This window comes from Mesorhizobium sp. RCAM 06353 (assembly GCF_059683585.1).
The window spans coordinates 4,415,004-4,435,358 of sequence record NZ_CM185031.1 but is presented as its reverse complement, the minus strand read 5'-3'; the positions used below and the strand labels follow the sequence as shown (position 1 = coordinate 4,435,358).

Here is a 20,355-nt window from a genome sequence, read left to right as displayed (position 1 = left end):
AGACGTTCACCGCTTGCCCAGCTTATCCTCGACCTTCCTGCGGCTGTTGCCAACCGACTTTACGGCCGACTTCACGTCGGCCTTGCTGGCCCCGGTCTTGCCCGCCTCATACTTAACTTCATGATCCTGCCCACCCGCGACCTTTGCGCGGTTCTGGCTGCGCCCGCGAGTTGTTTGAGTAATGGCCATTTCTTCCTCCAAGGATTGCGTTCCAACTCCCAACAACGCAGCCGGACTCTTCCGCTTCAATCCTCTGACCCACGGGCTTGGAACCGAATCCCAGGCAGTCTATTGAATCCGACTATGTATTCGAGTTTCGCATGTCGGCCGTAGAGGCCGCTCTCGGCAAAAAGCGCACACGGCGCAGGGACTCAGAATCTACCCCGAGATACCCGCTACCCAAGTTTCGTCCTTTTCAGCTCTGTACGCTGACAGACGACATCCCGGTGGGCGCCAATTGGCTGTTCGAAATGAAGTTCGACGGCTACCGCGCGCAGGCCGCGGTCTCCGGCTCGGAGGTCGTGGTCTATACCCGCAATGGCCACGACTGGACCCGCCAGTTCAAGGTGATCGTGCCGCCGCTGCGGTCACTGACCAAGGGCTCCGCCCTTATCGATGGCGAGATCGTCGCCATTGACAGCCAGGGCCGCACCAACTTCTCCATGCTGAAAACTGGTATTGCAGCCGGCATGCCGCTCAAGTTTTACGCCTTCGATCTTCTGGAGCTCAACGGCGAGGATCTCTCGAACCAGCCACTCCTAAAGCGGAAGGAACGGCTTGCAGAACTTCTCGGCGAGCGCGAACCACACGACAGTCTGCAGTTTTCCAGCCATATCGCCGACAATGGCAAGAAGGTCTTCAATACCATGTGCGCCGGTGGCCATGAGGGCATCGTCGCCAAGCGCGCGGACAGTCGCTATGTCGGCGATCGCACCGCCAGTTGGCTCAAGATCAAGTGCACGAAACGACAGGAGTTCGTGGTAGGCGGCTACCGTCCCAGCGACAGCGGCCAGGGAATGGCATCGCTGATCCTTGGCACTTATGAGAACGGCAAGCTGATCTACCGAGGCCGCGTTGGCACTGGGTTTACTCAGGCCATGCGCAAAACGATCCTCGCGCAGTTGGATAAACGCCGTCTAGACAAACCCGCCTTCGCATCCGTGCCGCGCGACATCGCGCGCCGCGCCCGGTGGGTCAAGCCTGAACTCGTGGCTGAGGTCACGTATTCCGAAGTAACACCGGACGGCAGCCTGCGACATCCAAGCTTCGAGGGCATGCGCGAAGACAAGCGAGCCGATCAGGTGGTGATGGAAATGCCAAGGGCGCCCGCGACCGCCGCCAATCTGGATCCCAGGATGGGCAAGGAGATCGCCAGTGCGTTGGGCGTGACGCTGACCCATCCTGACAAGATCAGGTACCCCGGCACTAAGGTGACAAAGGCGACGCTCGCCGCGTACTACGCCGCAGTCGCCGAGAAGATGCTGCCACACATCCAAGACCGGCCCCTTTCGCTTGTGCGCGACACCGACGGTGACCTCGAGCAGACATTTTTTCAGAAGCACAAGCTGCCAGGCATGCCCAAGGCCATCCATAATGGCCAATTGGAGAAAATGTCCGGTAAGGAAAGCCGCATCCTTTGGATCGATGACCTGGCAGGGCTGATCGCCGGCGTCCAGATGAACGTGCTCGAATTCCACGTCTGGGGAAGCCTGCGCCAGCAGCCGAGCCTGCCGCACCGAATAATCTTCGACATCGACCCCGATGAGGGCCTGGGCTTTGGCGACGTCAAGCAGGCGGCCCTCGACATCCATGGCGTGCTGGAGGCCCTCGGACTTCGATCCTGGCCGCTGCTGTCCGGTGGCAAAGGCGTGCATGTGGTCGTGCCACTCGTGCCCGAGGCCGACTGGGAAGCAGTCAAGAACTTCTGCCAGGACTTCGCCGAACTGCTGGCCCGCACGGATCCGTCCCGCTTCGTCGCGAATATGAGCAAGGCGCGGCGCAAGGGCCGCATGTTCATCGACTATCTGCGCAATGGACAGGGCGCCACGGCGATTTGCCCGTGGTCGACCCGCGCGCGGTCCGGTGCGTCGTGCGCCGTACCCGTCACTTGGGATGAGCTGCCGACATTCAAGAGTGCCAGCGCATTTGACGTTTTCACTGCCGCCGCCCGGGCTCAGGAGTCCGACGCCTGGGAGGGCTATTTCGATGTCGAACAAACGCTGACAGAGCGGATCCGAAAAGCAGTCCGATAGGTGCAGCCAGTCCTAGATCGTCAGCGACATCTGCCGATCGGCCTCGGTTCGCGTTCCGGTTATATTTGAAAGTGTCACCCCGAGCAGGCGGATCCCCTTGCTGACAGGAAATACCTGATCGAGGAGGGTGCCGCTGACGGTCGCTAGGTCGGCTTCGCCCTCGATGGCGCCTCCGATCGTGCGGCTGCGCGTGATCTGCTGGAAGTCGGCGAATTTCACCTTCAATGTCACCGTGCGACCCTGGATCGATCTTTCCTCGCAATACCGCCAGACCTTGGCGACCAATGGCGCCAACTCCTTGCGAGCACTTTCGAGATCAAACAGGTCGCTCGCGAAGGTGTCCTCGGCCCCCACAGACTTGCGCTCGCGATCGGGCCGCACCGGCCGTTCGTCGATGCCGCGAGCGATCCAGTAATAGTAGGGGCCTGCCTTCCCGAACTTCTCCTCCAGGAACGCCAAGCTCTGTGCGCGCAGATCGGCGCCGGTTTCGATGCCGAGCCGGGCCATTTTGTCGGCAGTCGCCGGGCCAACGCCATGGAACTTCCGCACGGGCAATGCCTCGACAAAAGCCGGCCCCATTTTCGGAGTGATGACGAACAGCCCATCCGGCTTGTTCTGGCCGGAGGCGAGCTTGGCCAGGAATTTGTTGTAGCTGACGCCGGCCGAGGCCGTCAGACCGGTCTCGGACTTGATCTTCGCGCGGATCATTTCCGCGATCGTCGTGGCGACCGGAATGCCTTGCAGATTGTCGGTGACATCGAGATAGGCTTCGTCGAGCGAAAGCGGCTCGATCAGTGGCGTGTGCTCGGCAAAGATCGCGTGGATCTGCTGGGAGACGGCCCGGTACGCATCGAAGCGTGGGTGTACGAAGATCAGTTCGGGACATTTGCGTTTCGCGGTGATCGAGGGCATGGCTGATCGCACGCCGAACTTCCTGGCCTCATAGCTGGCAGCGGCCACCACACCGCGCGCCGCCGAGCCGCCGACTGCCACCGGCTTGCCGCGCAGCTCCGGGTTGTCGCGCTGTTCGACCGAGGCAAAGAAGGCATCCATGTCGACATGGATGATCTTCCGAAGGATTGCCGTGCCTACCCTCGGCGCATCAGCTTCTAGGCCGCTGTCAACTCGCTCGCCCACCTCGTCGTCCCTGCGTCACCTGTCGGCATTTCAAGATAGACCGCAACTCGACGGAGTGCAGCCTGGGATCAACTCTCGAAGCGACGCGACGAGTCCGATTGACTCTCAGGCACCAAAGAGAACAAATAAGGAACATATCAGCCCCGAAATCCATTGGGAAGAGTGTTTGAGAGTAGTTCGTTCATGGGTCAGCCGGCCGCCAGCCCCGCTATCGCTGCGCTTCGCGAGCGTATCGCGCGCCTCGAAGGCGGGCCGGCGCGTAACCGCGCGACGCTTCCCTTCGGTGTTCCCGGGATCGACAAGGTCCTGCCGGGAGGCGGGCTGGCGCTCGGCGCGCTTCACGAGGTTGCCGGTGGCCGGAACGGGGCAATCGATGGTGCGGCGGCGGCGCTCTTTGCCGCCGGCATTGCCGCGCGCGCCAAAGGCAAGGTGCTGTGGTGCGTCACCCGGCAGGATCTCTTCGCCCCTGCCCTCGCCCAGGCCGGGCTGCTGCCCGGACGCGTCGTCTATGTCGAGGCCGGCGACGAGGCCGCCGTACTCGCCTGTTTCGAGGAAGGGCTTCGTCATGGCGGCCTAGGGGCCGTCGTAGCCGAACTCGCCCGTCTCTCCATGACCGCCTCCCGCCGACTACAACTTGCCGCCGAAACCTCCGGCGCCATCGGCATCGCCATCCGCCGCTGGCGGCGCCAGACCGAGGCGACCGATTTTGGACAACCAACTGCCGCGGTCACCCGCTGGCGCGTCACCGCGCTGCCCTCCCGCCCTTTGCCGGTCCCCGGCATCGACCGCGCTCGCTGGCAGCTTGAGCTGATCCGGGTGCGGGCTGGAGAAAGCGCCGATTTTGAAGTGGAAGCCTGCGATGACAAGGGTCGTCTCGCTCTATTTTCCGACCTGGCCGACCGATCGCCTAAGGCGCGCAATGGGCCAGTCCGCGCCATCGGCTGAAACCCCGATCGTCATGCTCGGCCGACAGGGAAACCGGCGGCTCGTGCTGGCCGCGGACGCAGCGGCGCGCGCGGCGGGCCTGCGCATCGGCATGCCGGCGAGCAAGGCCCAGGTGCTGGTGTCCAACTTGCAGAGCTTCGATCTTGATCTGGCGGGCGACGCCGAGGCTCTCGATAGAATGGCCCTCTGGTCGCTGCGCTATGCGCCAATCGTCGCCACCGATCCGCCCGATGGCCTCATCATCGACACCACGGGCGCCGACCATCTGCATGGCGGTGAGGACGCCATGCTAGAGGGATTGGTGTCGCGCATGGCAGCGTCCGGCATCGAGGCACGTGCCGCCGTCGCGGACACCTGGGGGGCCGCTCATGCCTGCGCGCGCTTCCTCGACCGGCCAACCTTCATCGTGCCAGTGAGGCAAGCCCCGGCGATTATGCGCGGTCTTCCGATCGGCGCCCTGCGGCTTTCCCACGATATCGTCGAAGGCCTGCTCAAGCTCGGGTTCGAACGGGTGGGCGAAGTCGAGGCGGCGCCGCGCGCCTCTCTCACCCTTCGCTTCGGGCCCGAACTCGGCCGTCGCCTGGACCAGGCCATGGGGCGGCGCAGCGAACCCTTCGAGCCCGCCCGCTCTCCCGAACTCATCGAGGTGCGTCGGGCCTTCGGCGAGCCGATCGGCGCCGCCGAGACGATCGCCCGCTATACCGGCAAGCTCGTCGAAACCCTCTGCGAGGCGCTTGAGGCCAAGGGGCTCGGCGCACGCCGGCTGGACCTGCTGTTTCATCGCGTCGACAACCGCATCGAGGCCATTCGCGTCGGCACCGCCGTGCCAGTTCGCGATGTCAAACGGCTGACCCGTCTCCTGACCGGCCGCATCGAAACTGTCGATCCCGGTTTCGGCATCGAACTGATGGCGCTGACCGCAACCCTCGCCGAGCCCTTCGGAGCCAAGCAGATCATCTCCTCGCTGGTCGAGGAGCCGGAGCCCGACATCACCGATCTCATCGACGTGCTTGCCAACCGTATTGGCGAGCAGCGGCTCTACCGCTTTGCCCCGGTCGAGAGTGACGTGCCCGAACGCTCGGTCCGCCGCATCGCGCCGAATGCGCCGGACGATGGGACGAGTTGGCCAGGTGACTGGCCCCGCCCGCCGCGTCTGCTGACGCACCCCGAACCCATCGAGACGATGGCGCTGCTGCCAGACCATCCGCCCGTCTGGTTCAGTTGGCGCGGCATCCGTCGCCGCGTCACGCGCGCCGATGGTCCCGAACGCGTGTTCGGCGAATGGTGGCGGCGCGATGCCGAAGTGATCGCGGTGCGCGACTATTTTCAGGTGGAGGACGAGTCCGGAGACCGCTTCTGGATCTACCGCGCCGGCGATGGCGAGGATCCCGAAACGGGCTCCCACAAATGGTTCATGCATGGGGTCTTCGCATGACCACCCCGCGCTATGCCGAATTGCAGGTGACCAGCCATTTCTCGTTCCTCCGCGGCGCCAGTTCCTGCGACGATCTGTTCGCGCAGGCGGCCGCGCTCGGCATCGAGGCTCTGGCGGTTGTCGACCGCAATTCTCTGGCCGGAATCGTGCGGGCCCATCAGGCCGCCAAGGACACCGGCGTCAGGCTCATCGTCGGCTGCCGCCTCGATCTGGTCGACGGCATGTCCCTGCTCGTCTATCCCACCGATCGTCCCGCCTATTCCCGGCTGTGCCGGCTGCTGACCCTGGGCAAGAAGCGCGGCGGCAAGGCGCAATGCCATATCGAGTGGAGCGATCTGGCTGACTATGCCGAGGGCCTGATCGCCGTTCTCGTCCCCGATCGGGCCGATGACACCTGTGCGCTGCAGTTGCGTCGCCTGCGGGAGACCTTCAACGATCGCGCCTACCTGGCGTTGACCCTGCGCCGCCGGCCCAACGACCAGGTCCGGCTGCACGAGTTGTCCAACCTTGGCACCCAAATGCGCGTGCCGATGGTGGTGACGAACGACGTTCTGTTTCACGAACCCGACCGGCGCATCCTCCAGGACGTGGTGACCGCCATTCGCCACAACATCACCATCGACGAGCTGGGATTCCGGCGCGAGCGCCATGCCGACCGCTATCTCAAGCCGCCGGAGGAGATGGCGCGGCTGTTTTCGCGCTACCCCGAAGCTCTCGCGCGCACCGTCGAGATCATGCGGCAATGCCGATTCTCCCTCGATGAACTCGCCTACCAGTACCCAGATGAGAAGATGCTGCCCGGCCTGACGGCGCAGCAGGCGCTCGAACAACTGACCTGGGAAGGTGCCGAGCGGCGCTATCCCGAAGGTGTGCCTGACAAGGTCGTGGCGCTCATCAAGCACGAACTGCGCCTGATCGAGATCCTGCAATACGCGCCCTATTTCCTGACTGTGAATGCCATCGTGCAGTTCGCGCGTAGCAGGGACATCCTGTGCCAGGGCAGAGGCTCGGCAGCCAACTCGGCCGTATGCTATGTCCTGGGCATCACCAGCATCGATCCCGAGCGCAATAATCTCCTCTTCGAGCGCTTTGTCTCGCAGGAGCGCAACGAGCCCCCGGATATCGATGTCGACTTCGAGCACGAGCGGCGCGAGATCGTCATGCAGTGGGTTTACGAGACCTACGGCCGCGACCACAGTGCCCTCTGCTCAACCGTGGTGCGCTATCACACCAAGGGCGCTGTCCGCGATATCGGCAAGGCTCTCGGCCTGCCCGAGGACCTCACCAAGCTGCTTTCCTCGCAGGTCTGGGGGCACGACGAGGGCATCGACGAGAAGCGCGCCCAAGATCTCAATCTCAACCTCGCCGATCGCCGGCTGCGGCTGACGCTCGATCTTGCCCAGCAACTCGAGGGCACGCCCCGGCATCTGTCGCAGCATCCCGGCGGCTTCGTTCTCACCAATGACCGGCTCGATGACCTTGTGCCGATCGAGCCCGCCCGCATGGTCGACCGCCAGGTCATCGAATGGGACAAGGACGACATCGACATCCTCAAATTCATGAAGGTCGATGTCCTGGCGCTCGGCATGCTTACCTGCATGAAGCGCAGCTTCGATCTGCTGGCCGAGCACAAGGGAATGACCCTCGACCTGGCCACCATCCCGGCCGAGGATCCGGCGACCTACGCCATGATCCGCAAGGCGGATACGATCGGTGTCTTCCAGATCGAGAGCCGCGCCCAGATGTCGATGCTTCCTCGCATCAAGCCGCGCACCTTCTACGATCTGGTCGTCGAGGTCGCCATCGTCCGACCCGGTCCGATCCAGGGGGATATGGTCCACCCCTATCTTCGTCGCCGGGAGGGCAAGGAGCCGGTCGAGTTCCCTACCCCCGAACTCGAGCGCGTGCTCGGCAAGACACTGGGCGTCCCTCTGTTCCAGGAGCAGGCCATGCAGGTCGCCATGGTCTGCGCCGGCTTCAGTGCCGGCGAGGCCGACCAGTTGCGCCGTGCCATGGCGACCTTCAAGCATACCGGCGGGGTCAGCAAGTTCCGCGACAAGCTGATCGGCGGCATGATCGCCAATGGCTATACGCCGGAATTCGCCGCCACCACTTTCAAGCAGCTCGAGGGCTTTGGCAGCTACGGCTTTCCCGAGTCCCACGCCGCCAGCTTTGCACTTATCGCCTACGCGTCGAGTTGGATGAAATGCCACCACCCCGATGTCTTCTGCTGCGCGCTGCTCAATTCCCAACCGATGGGCTTCTACCTCCCCGCCCAGATCGTGCGCGATGCCCAGGCCCATGGCGTCGAGATCCGCCCTGTCTGTATCAATGCGAGCCGGTGGGATTGCACGCTGGAACCGATCGACGAAAGGGGACGCTTTGCCGTCCGCCTCGGTCTGCGCCTGGTCAAAGGGCTAGCCAATGCCGACGCGGCCGCGATAGTCGCAGCCCGGGCCGACGAGCCCTTCGCATCCATTGACGATCTCTGGCAACGCGCGAGTGTGCCGGCGGCATCTCTGGTCCAATTAGCCGAGGCCGATGCCTTCCGTTCCAGCCTCAGTCTCGCACGCCGCGAGGCGCTATGGGCGCTCAAGGGGTTGCGAGACGAACCCCTGCCGCTCTTTGCCGCAGCATCGGCCCGCGAACAGAAGACCGTGTCGGAAATCCGTGAACCCGCTTTGACGCTGCGGCCGATGACGGCTGGCCGGGAAGTGGTCGAGGATTACGGTCATGTGGGCCTGACTCTGCGAAACCACCCACTGTCCTTCCTGCGCGCCGATCTTGCCCGCCGCCGCATCGTCACCTGCCGCGACGCAATGCAGGCGCGCGATGGCCGCTGGCTGGAAGCGGCGGGCCTTGTCCTCGTCCGCCAGCGGCCCGGCTCGGCCAAGGGCGTTATGTTCCTGACAATGGAAGACGAGACTGGCGCCGCCAATGTCGTGGTCTGGGTCAAGGTCTTCGAGAAGTTCCGCCGCGTGCTGCTCTGCTCCTCGATGCTCGCGGTGCGGGGTAAGATTCAGCGTGAGGGCGACGTGGTCCACCTCGTCGCCCACCAACTGACCGACCTTTCTTGGGAACTCGCCAGTGTCGGCAATCGCGAGACGCCGTTTCCGCTTCGGCGGGGCGACGAAGCCCATCATGGTGGTCCCAGAATCGATCCGCGAGGCTTGCCGAAGGGTCTGCGGCCGAGGGACCTCGTAGACCCCACGCTGCAGGTTGAGCCGATCAAGGTGAAGACAAGGGACTTTCGATAGCGCTCGCATCGTCCGTGCCAGCCGTAAACGAAAAAACGCCGGCTGAGATAGGGTGGAAAGCGGACTGGCTACCTTGCAGGCAGTTCAGCGAATACCGGACGCTGACAGCTAATCGAAGTCTAGCCTAACCGTGCTGCTTTTTTTCGCCGACCACGATCCCCTCCTGTCGTGATCGAAACATTGTCGCCACTCGGGTCGCCCTCTCGGCCTCGTCCGCGTCTTCAACCCACGGCCAGGCCAACGGCAGAAGGCCGTCAATAGGGCCTTGTGTACTGATGCTATCGACAATGACATACCAGCGGTCGCTTTTGGTTTCGTACTTGTGCTTTCTGCCGATGGCAGCCGCCGCAGCATGACTTCGTTCCGAAGCGTCCGAGGTCACTGCGTAGGTAAGCCCGCCGCCCTCAGTTGGAATCGAAAACGCCTTGATCGCCTTTCCCGTCTCTGCAACTTCTTCCCGAAGCATTTCGATGTTCCTGCCAACCTCTGCAAGCGCAGCACCAGAGAATCCATAAAGCTCGATCACAACCGCCGCGATTTCTGGAGGAGCTGTCCTCAGCTCCGATAGAAGCTCCGCAATCAGCGGAGTTTCTATCGTCTCCAATACGCCCTTGGGCCGCTCCGGCTCGACACCCAGGTCGGCGGAGATCATATAGTCGTCCACAACCGTCGCGAAGTCGCGGTCGATGACCATGAAATCCGCCTCAGGCGGCAGCGCCAGCTTTGTCCGAATATGGTAGCCAAGGAAGTTGTACTCGCTGTCCGAGATGATGCGGTCGAAAACGTCGCCTCGCGCCTTCAGATAGAACAGCATCTCGATTGGCGATGGCAACATACGCGATGCACAATCGAAAAACCCCAAATCCCAGATGACTGGGGCTGGATCGCCTTCTTTTCGGTCGAGCATGGACCGCGATAGGTTAGTAGCAGCAGGGAACATGTCGCTGAGCAACACGACTGGAAACACGCGTGGGAATTTGGGCAGACTGATTTTCGCCCCGTCAACATCCAAACATCTGGTGCCTGCCTTGATCAGTTCGCCACTCGCCAATGCCTGCTCAAAGGGATCCTTGATGGCTCCTTTGAAATCCGCCCTTAGCGCTTCGGGGTCTCCTGCACGTGCCTTCAGGGTAATCCGCTTGGATTTTGCCTGTACCACTAAAACAAATTCGCCATATCGGACCAGAACGTCGACTTCTTCGCCCTTGTGACCTACTGCGTCTGGAAAACGTGCATTCAAGAAGACGTTTTCATCTCCGAACACCTTCCGCATGACATGCGCAGCCGTCTTCTCCAGAAACAGCCCACGGTTTGCCGCCGCCTCGTCACCATAAGCCTTATCCACGACCATCCAGTAGAACGGACTCTCGTAGATGCACTCCATCAGCCGATACTGGCTGGGTACATAAAGGTGGTCACCGAAGTCGATCAACGGCGCAATAGAGGCGCCGTTGATTGAAAACGGTGTGTTGAAACCTGCGTTTGCACCGCTGACAGGCGTTGCAAACTTGGCGATGAAATTGTTGACCTTGGCACCAAATTTCCGGCGCAAGACAGCTTTTGAGACAAGCAGACTGTTGGTCAGGTCGCCGTTGCTCAGCGCTTCGCCCGCCACGCGCGCGCGGCCGGTAGCATCCATTTGAGCCGTTACCTGCTCGACGATGAAGGTCGCGATCTCAATCATAGGCCGGATTGAGATACCCGCCTTCTGCAACAGCCAGATCCAGTCGGCCTTGTAGCGATGCCGTGCATATTTTGCGAACTGGTGCATGTACCAGCTGGCGGGACCATAATAGATGGCCTCCCGCGCAAACATGCCCAGTGACTCCGGCTTCTCAAGAAACTTCTGGGATTCTGGGTCAAACACCGATGCTGCATCCGCGTTAATGCGGTCGTGCAACTCACGCATTAAACGGTCCGCCCTTGAAGCAAACTCTGATCTTAAGTTGATATCAGCGAAGGTACGATTGTCGGGAGTCTGAACAAGCAACCCCAACAGGAGGACCAGTTCGTTGGTGTTAAGCTTGTCCGTCGACCACCTTTCGGAGGGGGCATCGATGACCTTGCCTTCCTTCAGGTCGACATTTACCACCCAGTCGCGATAGATGATTTCAGAGATATCGTGCAGTGCGCCCTCGGACTGTGCAAGTGACCGCAAGTCTTCGAAGATGACGTCCATTGATCTGGGCGATGTGTCGGTCATGGCTGCCCCCGGCGCACACTGTGAGAATTGCAGGCGTTCTGCCAGCATTTTTTCGTGGTCAAGCGAGCCGCAATGGACAGGCAAGGCTGGTCCGGTCGGTTCGGGGCCATCGTTCATACGGCTCAACGACCGATTGGGGGTCGGAAGCCGCCGGATGGAATGAGCCCTATTCCGGCCGCTTGGCCTGACGATGCCGCCCTAATCCGATCCCTGGCGAACGGTTTCAACCGCGAGTGAGCCCTCCGGTAGGGGGCGCAGCAGTTCAGGTTCTGTCTTCGTCAGGTAGATCCAGTGCGCCCAGTCGGTGGGACGCAGGATCACCACCTGGCGGTCATGATAAGCAACAATATCGGGACCAGGTTCGGTAGTCAGCATGGCGAAGGCCGGGCTGGAGCCATCTGCGCCTTCGCGCCATATGCCGGCAATCGCCATGAATGGCGCATCGTTCAGCGTGAACCGATGTTTAGCTTTCGGGTATTTCTTGCCCGTGAATTCGAAGAAGGCCGATGCAGGAATGAGGCATCGGTTGCTCTTGTCGAAATGCCTTCCGTCTGACCGGTAGTTGAAGACCGGCCCACTCTTCGGATTGGATGGAGGGAAGCTGAAATTCATGGGCACCAATTCAACGCCATTGCCGGCAGCGCGCATCACCGGCGCCATGTCATTGATCCGGATATCGTCGCTTTCCGGCAGATCGAGTTCGGTCTGTTGCGTCGGGATGCCAAGCTCGAGCGCCTGCATCATCTGGACGTATTCGACCCATTTCACATGCTGTTCGTAGGCATTGCACATGCCGCGCACTCTATCGCGAAACGCAAATGAGTCGAGATGGGCGTCCCTTCGGGCCGGGCTCTCGGCTGGCGCTGAAGCCCCGCTCTGCGGGTCTTCACCCTTCGGGCGCTTCCATCCCTGACGCGGCACGGCGCCGACAGCGCGTAGCCCCCTCCTCTCCGGTGTCGGTCTTGCGCATCGCGAGAGTGAGAGGGCGGTTTTGGAGGGCCATGACGGGTATGGGCTTGGAGAGAGGCTTCCGGCGCCCGTCATGGAGAACTCCCATGAACAATTCAGTGACTATCGATGCCGGCCGCGACGCAACCGGTGGCTACAAGGTGGATGCGAGCCGCGGCGAGCGCATCGGGCGTGTTTCCTCGGAGTGGTTCAACCGACCGGCTGATGAGCGCTACCTTTCGCTGTCCGCGTTGATGGCTTCTGTGCACAGGCGGTCCGAGCGCAGCCGGACCCGTACCGTCGAGACCGCTGCGATCCGAGTCGACGCGACTCGCGACGATGCCGAGCGGCTCACCCTCATGCTTCCGGGTGCAGACAGGCCGGTCGCGCCGACGCATTGGAGCTTTGGCCAACTCGCCGGCATCGTGGGCGCCCCGGCGACCTACCTGCGCCAGCTTCCGGCACCGCTCGCCGGCATCAACCTGCAATACGGCCTGACCGCGCATCGCGCCGAGCAGGTCAAGACGCTCGAGGTTGAGAACGGTCGCGTCGAACTCCGCGCCGTCACTGGCCCGGACTATGGTCGCATCTATGATCACGAACTGGTTGCGGCCGTCCAGAAGATCGCCGGCAATGGCACTGGCGACACGCGCTGGAAGATCCCCGGCGTGCTCGACTGGTCCACCGGCATCTACAATCCCCGTGTCGACATCACGTCCGACACCACAACGCTCTACGCCTCCGATCGCGACGTCTTCCTCTTCCTGGTCGACGACCTCAACCCGATCGAGGCAGGCAGACTGCCGGATGGCTCGCCCGATCTCTATTTCCGGGGCTTCTACTGCTGGAACTCTGAAGTCGGGGCGAAGACGCTTGGCATCGCCAGTTTCTATCTCCGCGCCGTGTGCCAGAACCGCAATCTTTGGGGCGTCGAGGATTTCGAGGAGATCACCATCCGCCACTCCAAATATGCCGCCTCGCGTTTCGCGCACCAGGCGGCGCCGGCGCTGACCCGTTTCGCCAACTCCTCGCCCATGCCCTTCGTCAACGGCATCCGGGCGGCGCGCGAAAAGATCGTCGCCCGCAGCGACGACGATCGCACGGAGTTTCTCCGTAAGCGCGGATTCTCCAAAGCGGACACAGCGAAGATCATCGAGACCGTGCTCGCGGAAGAAGGTCGGAAGCCCGCGAGCGTCTTCGACTTCGTGCAGGGCATCACCGCCGTCGCGCGCGACAAGCCGCACCAGGATGCCCGGCTCGACCTGGAGGGCAAGGCCAAGAAACTGCTCGACCGGGCCGCCTGAATTCAGCAAAGCCGGCGATGCGGATTTCCGTGTCTCCGGTTGCGTGCCTTTCCGGGAACCCGGAGTTGCGGCGCCGTCCCTCAGAGTGAGAGGGCGGCGCCGATCGTCGTGACGGGTTGGAGGTCGAGAGAGGTTCCCGGCCGCCCGTCGCGGAGTACATCCCATGGCTACTGCCAGGAAGAAGCCCACCGTCACCCTGTCGCCCTCGCGCGACATCCCCTTCAACCAGCTCGTCCTGAGCCAGTCCAATGTCCGGCGCATCAAGGCAGGCGTCTCAGTCGAGGAACTCGCCGAAGACATCGCTCGGCGTGGCATCCTTCAGGGCCTCACCGTCCGCCCTGTCGTTGATGAAAACGGCGTGGAGACCGGCATGTTCGAGGTGCCGGCCGGCGGCAGGCGCTTCCGGGCGCTGGAACTGCTCGTCAAGCAGAAGCGCCTGGCCAAGACCGCCCCAGTGCCCTGTGTCGTCCGCGAGGGCGGTATTGCTGAGGAGGACTCGCTCGCAGAAAACGTCCAGCGAGCGCCGCTGCATCCGCTCGACCAGTTCCGCGCATTCCTCACCCTGCGCGAAAAGGGTCAGTCCGAGGAGGAGGTCGCCGCGGCGTTCTTCGTCTCGGTCAACGTGGTCAAGCAGCGCCTCAAGCTCGCATCGGTCTCTCCGGTGCTGCTGGACGTCTATGCCGAAGACGGCATGACGCTCGACCAGCTCGAAGCGTTCACCGTGTCGGGCGACCATGCACGCCAGGAACAGGTCTTCGAACGCCTGAAAACCTCCTACGACAAGTCGTCCTACGCCATTCGGCGCATGCTGACCGAAGGCGCCGTCCGTGCCACCGACAAGCGGGCACTGTTCATCGGTACTGAAGCATATGTCGAGGCGGGCGGCACGGTGCTGCGCGACCTGTTCGAGGGCGACGATGGTGGCTGGCTGCAGGATGTCGCCTTGGTCGACCAGATGGTGGCCGATAAGCTCAAAGCCGAGTCCGAGGCGATTGCCGCCGAGGGCTGGAAGTGGACCGAGGTCGCGCATGATTTTGCCTACGGTCACACCTATGGTCTGAGGCGCCTCCACGGTGAACCCGTGCCGCTCACGGCCGAGGAGGAAGCCACGCGCGACGCGCTCAAGGCCGAGTTCGATCGCCTCGTTACCGAGCATGAAGGTGCCGACGAACTGCCCGTCGAGGTCGACGAGCGGCTGGGCGAACTCGAGACCGCACTCGAGGCGTTCGACGAACGGCCGCTGTCCTTCGATGCCGAAGAAATCGCCCGTGCCGGCGCCTTCATCAGCATCGCTGGCGATGGCCGCCTGCGTGTCGACCGGGGCTATGTTCGCCCCGAGGATGAGGCTTCGGTCGAGCCCGAGAACGCATCCGATGGCGAAGCAACGGGTGGAGGAGCGTCGGCCGGCAACAATGCCGATGGCGTCGGCAGCGATGCCGCACCCGAGCCTGAGGAAGACGAGGGTCTTTCGCCCATCTCCGACCGTTTGATGACCGAATTGACGGCGCATCGGACGCTCGGTCTCCGGCACGCCCTCGGCGAGCATCCAGATGTCGCCTTCCGCGCCGCGCTGCATGTCCTGACGCTCAAGGTCTTCTACCAGTATGGCTCGGATAGCTGCCTGGAGTTGGACCTCAAGACCGTCAGCTTCGGCGTCCAGGTGCCAGGGCTGAACGACAGCGTCTCGGCCGAGGCGATCCGTGCCCGGCATGAGAGCTGGACGAAGGCTCTGCCGAAGGACTCGGCCGACCTCTGGGACGCGCTTCGTGACTGGGACAGCGATAGCCGCGCCGCCTTGTTCGCCCATGTCGTCAGCCTCTCGGTTAACGCGGTCCACGAAGCCTGGAACCGACGGCCCCGTGCACTCGCCCATGCCGACCAGGTGGCGGACGCCGTCGACCTCGACATGTCGGCGCGCTGGAAGCCGACCGTCGACACCTTCCTCGGTCGCGTCACCAAGGCGCGGATCCTACAGGCCGTTGCCGAAGCGAAGGGCCAGCGCGCTGCCGACCGGATCGCCCATCTCAAGAAGGGCGACATGGCGACGGAAGCGACGACGCTGCTTAACGGCATTGGCTGGTTGCCCGAGCCGCTCCGTACACCGGCCCGGGAGACGGTCGCCGACATGTCGCCGGTGGAACTGGCCGTCGTAGAAACGGCGGAGGTAGCGGACGAAACGGCCATGGCCGACGACGACGGTATCGTCGATGATGACGATGTCGCCGCAATGACCATCGCGGCCGAATAGCCTCCCACGACCCTCACAACTGGCCCGCCGGCAACGGCGGGCCTTTCTTTTTGAAGGAGGTAACCATGCGCGAACCACCGCATGCGCTGGCACGCCGCCTCGCCGACCGGGCCGAGGCGGTCTGCCGGCATTATCTCTCCAACGGCCGCCGCCAGGGGAACTATTGGACCGTCGGCGATGTACGCAACACGCCTGGTCGCTCCATGTTCGTCCGACTTGCAGACACCGCAAGAGGTTCGGCCGGACACTGGACCGACGCCGCTACCGGCGAGCATGGCGATCTGCTCGACGTGGTGCGAGAGGCGCTTGGACTCAGAGCTTTCGCAGATGTCGCTAAGGAAGCCCGGGCCTTTCTGGGCCCGTCGCATGAAGCAGCGCGTCTGGCATCTCCTGTCCGGCAGAGTGTCCAGGCTCCAGCCGGCTCATCGGAGGCAGCCCGCCGGCTGGTGGGCATGTCGCAGCCGATCATCGGAACCATCGTGGAAACGTATCTCCGTGAACGTGGCATTACGACTTTGCACGGAACCGGATCGCTCCGGTTTCATCCACGCTGCTACTATCGGCCTGACGGCAATGGACCGACCGAAACCTGGCCGGCGATGATCGCTGCAGTTACCGATCTCGATGGGCGGCTGACCGGCGCGCACCGGACCTGGCTTGCGCCGGACGGCGAGGGCAAGGCACCCGTCGACACGCCGCGCCGGGCGATGGGTGACCTTCTTGGCAACGCCGTTCGCTTCGGCGCGCCCGGCAGCGTCATGGCAGCGGGCGAAGGCATCGAGACGACGCTTTCGCTCAGATGCGCCCTGCCCGGCATGGCGATGGCGGCAGCTCTCTCAGCGGCGCATCTCGCTGCCATCCTGTTCCCGCCAACGCTGAACCGACTCTACATCATCCGCGACAACGATCCGGCCGGTGACGGTGCCCGCGACAACCTGATCGAGCGGGCGACCGATGCCGGGATCGAGGCGATCGTCCTCTCGCCGAGGATGGAGGACTTCAACGAGGATCTCCGCTACTTGGGCCTCGCCGCACTTCGCAAATCGATCGCGGACCAACTAGTTCACCGGGATCGCCATCGTTTCCTCGAACGTGTGACCTGAACCGGTATGGAGCGCGGCGCCGTGCGGTTCACGAGGCCGGCGTCACGCGCCCCAGAAGCCTCCGCCGGAGAGAACCACGACCCGGCCTTCGAGAGGGCGATCGGGCCCACAAGCGGCCCGGCCAGACAAAGGCGTCGGCCGACTATTTTCCGGCGGCGGCTGCGCCGCCTTTCCATCGCGAGCCAAAATAGTCGGCCTCTGCCATCCTCCGCTGTCGCTCCGGCCCTCCGCGTCGCTCCGGGTGCGAGGCCATCCCGCCTGTGAGCTTTCGTCGCCAAGAAGGCCGCGAGGGTCGCGGTCCAATCGACGGGAGCATACCGTGAGCGCGTACGACGACACCGAGCCACACCACTCCGCCTCTCCAACCGATCACGTCCTCACCGAACTCCAGCTCTATGGCTGGCGTCCTTACGCCGACGAGCCGGATCCGCGACCACTTCCCGACGGCGATCATGTCGCCGGAGCCGTGGTGGACATCTTCGATGCCCTCATCGCCACCTTGGCGGATACGCGCCTCGAACCTGACCTCGACGACCTGCTCTGGTCCGTCACCAACGTCTTCCACCGTGCCGTGCTGCGGATCGAGCGCCAACTGGACGACAACGAGCAGGCGCAGCGTCGCCTGCAGCGGGAACAGGATGGCACCGAGATCAAGGCGGTCGAACTCGAGAACCTCACCGCCCAGGGCCGGACGATGATCGAACGGCGCGACGCCTTCGAACTGATGCGCGACCAGGCTGGCGACCACTACGAGCAGCACACCGGATCGGCCTGGCGACCGCGCACCGGATCGATGGTCAACCACCGGCATCTCACCTCGGCGATGATCGACAGCCGCGACTTCCTCGCCGCCCGGCGGAAGGCAGACACCAAGGTGATGCTACCCACAGGCCCGAAGATCGCCCTGACCGGCGGGCTCGACTTCAACGATCACCAGTTCATCTGGGACGTGCTCGACAAGGTTCACGCCAAGCACCCCGACATGGTGCTGATTCACGGCAAGTCCCCGAAGGGCGCCGAGCTGATCGCCGCCAAATGGGCCGACAGCCGCAAGGTTCCTCAGGTCGGCTTCGCTCCGAACTGGGACAAGCACGGCCGGGCCGCGCCGTTCAAACGCAACGATGCGATGCTAGACATCCTGCCGATCGGCATCATCGTCTTCCCGGGCACCGGCATCCAGGACAATCTCGCAGACAAGGCGAGGAAGCTCGGCATCAAGCCCTACGACTTCCGCAAGAAGGACGGCGCGTGAGCGCCGCTGTATTTCCGCAAAGCCGTATCGCCATTTCCACTGAAAATCGGCTTCAGTCCGGATTGCCATCACCGCGATACGGCGGCACGCGCATAGGGCTCCACGTCCCCCTCGATCAACCGGTTCAGCAGCGCCTATCACGTCGCTCTGATCCGACGCCGACTGAAGCGGCCCCGGCTGTCGCGCGATCGCCAGCACTGCGATGGCCAACGTCTTCTTCACCAGGTGCTGATCGCGATCCTTGAATTCTGCTGCAATGACACCAATCCTCCAGAACGATCGGACCGACCATCCCCCGCGCCGATTGCAGAAGGGACAATGTGCCTTCAGGGCTCGTGACAACGGCTCTTGAACAAACGAACACCACCCCCGCTCCCAAGTAGCGCTGATCCTTGGTCCGGCCCATGGCCTGACGCCATCAACCCGTAAAGGGTCCGCTACGCGAGCGTGCGGCCCTGCGGCTTCGCCCCAGCGGTGATTGCGGCCACGGGCCGGACACATCGGGCGCCTGTCGCGCGGGGGATGGTCTCCCGCCTCCAAGACAGGAGCCGGAACAATGTCACTCAACGACGCTCACGCCTTCGCTTTCAGCCTCGCCGCAACCCTCATGGTCAACATCATCATCTTTCAGGCCGGCGACGGCAGCCTCGGCGTCATGCCCGCCAGCGAATACGACGGCGATACCGCCGCCATCGTCCATGAAATCGATCCTTTCGCTCCCTGAGCAGGGGCGGCCTTGCCGTTGGAGCGGTAGTCCTGCCGGATTTCCGCTCCCGCCGCCGCTCATCTTCGGCTATACTTCAAACTGCGCCGTGGTGGTGGTGGAGGCGCGACCGTCAGACCATTTCTCACGGAGACCACCACCATGATCTTCCTCGGCATCCTCCTTTGCATCGCCGGTATCGGATTCCTTTGCTGGCTCCTGTTCACGCTCGCGGTCTACGCGCTTCCGTTCTTCGTGGGCGTGACCGCCGGAATGTGGACCTTCGGCACCGGCGCGGGTCCGCTCGGCGCGTTCGTCGTGGGCATCGCCGCCGCCGGGGCGACGCTCGCGGTCGGCCAAATCACCTTCACATTCGTTCGCCCGGTCTGGGCTCGCCTTGCGGTCGCGCTCCTCTTTGCCGCACCAGCATCGGTCGCCGGCTATCACGCGACACATGGTCTCGCGACGCTCGCCGTACCGTCCTTGGGCTGGCAAAACGCTTTCTCGATCGTCGGCGCGATCGCCGTCGGCATTGCCGCTTGGGTTCGGTTGCTGGCGATGGCACCGCCCGAGCCAGCCATGTGAGGCGTCGCTCGCGGCTAGGCGCCATCCGGAGCTTGAGGGCGGCTGGGACAGCGAGGATCACTACCAAGCCGCCCCTCGCTGCGTCAGGGCCACGGACAGAGCGTTCAAGCCCAAGGGGTTCCACCCCCACGGCACAGACGCAAGCAGTGCCCCCCGCCTGGCATTGACCGCTATGACAACCTCGAGCGGCCGTTGATCGCAGATGCAACGGCGGTCTCCTCCCTGGGAGCGCTCATTCAGGTGCCATCGCGGATATGGTCGAAAAGCGGGCTGAGCGCCGTCGAGCAATGCCGGCTATTCGAAGTTGCCGATAGTCGCCATGTTCTCGCTCGAGATCCTCTTGCAGGTCGACCGCTCTAAAACGGCCTCATCAATGGCCTGATCTGACCGAAGGTCGGCTACGCCTCGACCGCCTATGCGGCAATGGCGCCGATCGTCTTTCTTCCCCTGCCGGCTGCGCCGTCATTCCTCGCGAAACAACAAAGTCGACTGGCTGCCATCCTCCGCTGAAGCTGCGGTCTCAAGCGATGCCGCGTCGATCGCCTCCGGCCTGCCGATCGCCATCGAGGCCGCAATGGTGCGGGCTCGAAGCAGAGATCAAGGAGAACTACCATGGCGACCATCGGAACCTTCAAAAAGTCCGGCAACGAATTCACCGGCGAAATCGTCACCCTGAGCCTTCAGACCAAGAATGTCCGCATAGTCCCCGACAGCCGGCAGGTCGGGGAGAACGCCCCAAGCCACCGCGTGTTCGTCGGCCGCGCCGAGATCGGCGCCGCTTGGTCCAAGACCTCCAACGAGGGCCGCGACTACCTCGGCCTCAAGCTGGACGACCCAAGCTTCAATGCTCCGATCTACGCCAACCTCTTCGACGACGAGGAAGGCGAAGGCTTCAGCCTCATCTGGTCCCGCCCCAGCCGCCGTAACGGCGAGTAGCGGCCTGAACAAAGCCCCGCCCGGACGCACCGGGCGGGGCCTTGTCC

The 20,355-nt window shown here is 63.3% G+C and carries 15 protein-coding genes; 11 read left to right on the top strand and 4 right to left on the bottom strand.

The window, feature by feature from the left end; translation table 11 throughout:
- Nucleotides 1-6 precede the first annotated feature (6 nt).
- Nucleotides 7-189 carry a DUF3606 domain-containing protein gene (locus tag AC56QX_RS21340; protein ID WP_497110422.1) on the bottom strand — a complete coding sequence of 61 codons (183 nt, stop codon included), beginning with the start codon at nt 187-189 and terminating at the stop codon, nt 7-9.
- A gap of 281 nt (nt 190-470) precedes the next feature.
- Here AC56QX_RS21340 and ligD point away from each other — a divergent pair, with 281 nt between their 5' ends.
- Nucleotides 471-2,252 carry a DNA ligase D gene (gene ligD, locus AC56QX_RS21335; protein WP_497110421.1) on the top strand — a complete coding sequence of 594 codons (1,782 nt, stop codon included), beginning with the start codon at nt 471-473 and terminating at the stop codon, nt 2,250-2,252.
- A gap of 12 nt (nt 2,253-2,264) precedes the next feature.
- Here ligD and dinB read toward each other — a convergent pair whose 3' ends face one another.
- The gene (gene dinB, locus AC56QX_RS21330) at nt 2,265-3,305 is read right to left on the bottom strand and encodes a DNA polymerase IV (RefSeq protein WP_497117837.1); all 1,041 of its coding nucleotides are present in this window, start codon (nt 3,303-3,305) and stop codon (nt 2,265-2,267) included.
- A 267-nt stretch (nt 3,306-3,572) separates the two neighbouring features.
- Here dinB and AC56QX_RS21325 point away from each other — a divergent pair, with 267 nt between their 5' ends.
- From AC56QX_RS21325 to AC56QX_RS21315, 3 genes are read left to right on the top strand one after another with little or no spacing between them, the layout of a single operon-like run.
- Nucleotides 3,573-4,334 (top strand): ImuA family protein, encoded by a 762-nt coding sequence (locus tag AC56QX_RS21325; protein WP_497110420.1) that lies wholly within the window; start codon nt 3,573-3,575, stop codon nt 4,332-4,334.
- Nucleotides 4,249-5,769 (top strand): Y-family DNA polymerase, encoded by a 1,521-nt coding sequence (locus AC56QX_RS21320; RefSeq protein WP_497110419.1) that lies wholly within the window; start codon nt 4,249-4,251, stop codon nt 5,767-5,769. Before AC56QX_RS21325 ends, AC56QX_RS21320 begins: the two co-directional genes overlap by 86 nt.
- Entirely contained in the window at nt 5,766-9,026 is a 3,261-nt protein-coding gene (locus AC56QX_RS21315) for an error-prone DNA polymerase (RefSeq protein WP_497110418.1), read from the top strand. The genes AC56QX_RS21320 and AC56QX_RS21315 overlap by 4 nt, the downstream gene beginning before the upstream one ends.
- Nucleotides 9,027-9,150: 124 nt before the next feature.
- On the opposite strand, the gene AC56QX_RS21310 is transcribed toward AC56QX_RS21315, so the two are convergent.
- Nucleotides 9,151-11,229 carry a hypothetical protein gene (locus tag AC56QX_RS21310; RefSeq protein WP_497110417.1) on the bottom strand — a complete coding sequence of 693 codons (2,079 nt, stop codon included), beginning with the start codon at nt 11,227-11,229 and terminating at the stop codon, nt 9,151-9,153.
- A 198-nt stretch (nt 11,230-11,427) separates the two neighbouring features.
- On the bottom strand, nt 11,428-12,021 hold the full coding sequence (locus AC56QX_RS21305) for an SOS response-associated peptidase (RefSeq protein ID WP_497110416.1): 594 nt from the start codon (nt 12,019-12,021) through the stop codon (nt 11,428-11,430).
- Nucleotides 12,022-12,284: 263 nt separating this feature from the next.
- On the opposite strand from AC56QX_RS21305, the gene AC56QX_RS21300 reads away from it, so the two are divergent.
- From AC56QX_RS21300 to AC56QX_RS21270, 7 genes are all read left to right on the top strand, one after another.
- Complete coding sequence (locus tag AC56QX_RS21300; RefSeq protein ID WP_497110414.1) at nt 12,285-13,481, top strand: DUF932 domain-containing protein; 1,197 nt, start codon at nt 12,285-12,287, stop codon at nt 13,479-13,481.
- A 163-nt stretch (nt 13,482-13,644) separates the two neighbouring features.
- Nucleotides 13,645-15,729: a ParB/RepB/Spo0J family partition protein gene (locus AC56QX_RS21295; protein WP_497110413.1), complete on the top strand. Its 2,085-nt coding sequence runs from the start codon at nt 13,645-13,647 to the stop codon at nt 15,727-15,729.
- A gap of 65 nt (nt 15,730-15,794) precedes the next feature.
- Nucleotides 15,795-16,832: a DUF7146 domain-containing protein gene (locus AC56QX_RS21290; RefSeq protein WP_497110412.1), complete on the top strand. Its 1,038-nt coding sequence runs from the start codon at nt 15,795-15,797 to the stop codon at nt 16,830-16,832.
- 319 nt (nt 16,833-17,151) lie between these two features.
- Entirely contained in the window at nt 17,152-18,084 is a 933-nt protein-coding gene (locus tag AC56QX_RS21285; RefSeq protein ID WP_497110411.1) for a DUF2493 domain-containing protein, read from the top strand.
- A 556-nt stretch (nt 18,085-18,640) separates the two neighbouring features.
- Nucleotides 18,641-18,808: a hypothetical protein gene (locus AC56QX_RS21280; protein ID WP_167458608.1), complete on the top strand. Its 168-nt coding sequence runs from the start codon at nt 18,641-18,643 to the stop codon at nt 18,806-18,808.
- Between the two features lie 141 nt (nt 18,809-18,949).
- Nucleotides 18,950-19,372, top strand: a complete 423-nt coding sequence (locus AC56QX_RS21275) for a hypothetical protein (protein ID WP_497110409.1) — start codon at nt 18,950-18,952, stop codon at nt 19,370-19,372.
- A 612-nt stretch (nt 19,373-19,984) separates the two neighbouring features.
- A complete protein-coding gene (locus AC56QX_RS21270) occupies nt 19,985-20,308 on the top strand; it encodes a DUF736 domain-containing protein (RefSeq protein WP_497110407.1) in 324 nt (107 codons plus the stop codon).
- Nucleotides 20,309-20,355: the final 47 nt, after the last annotated feature.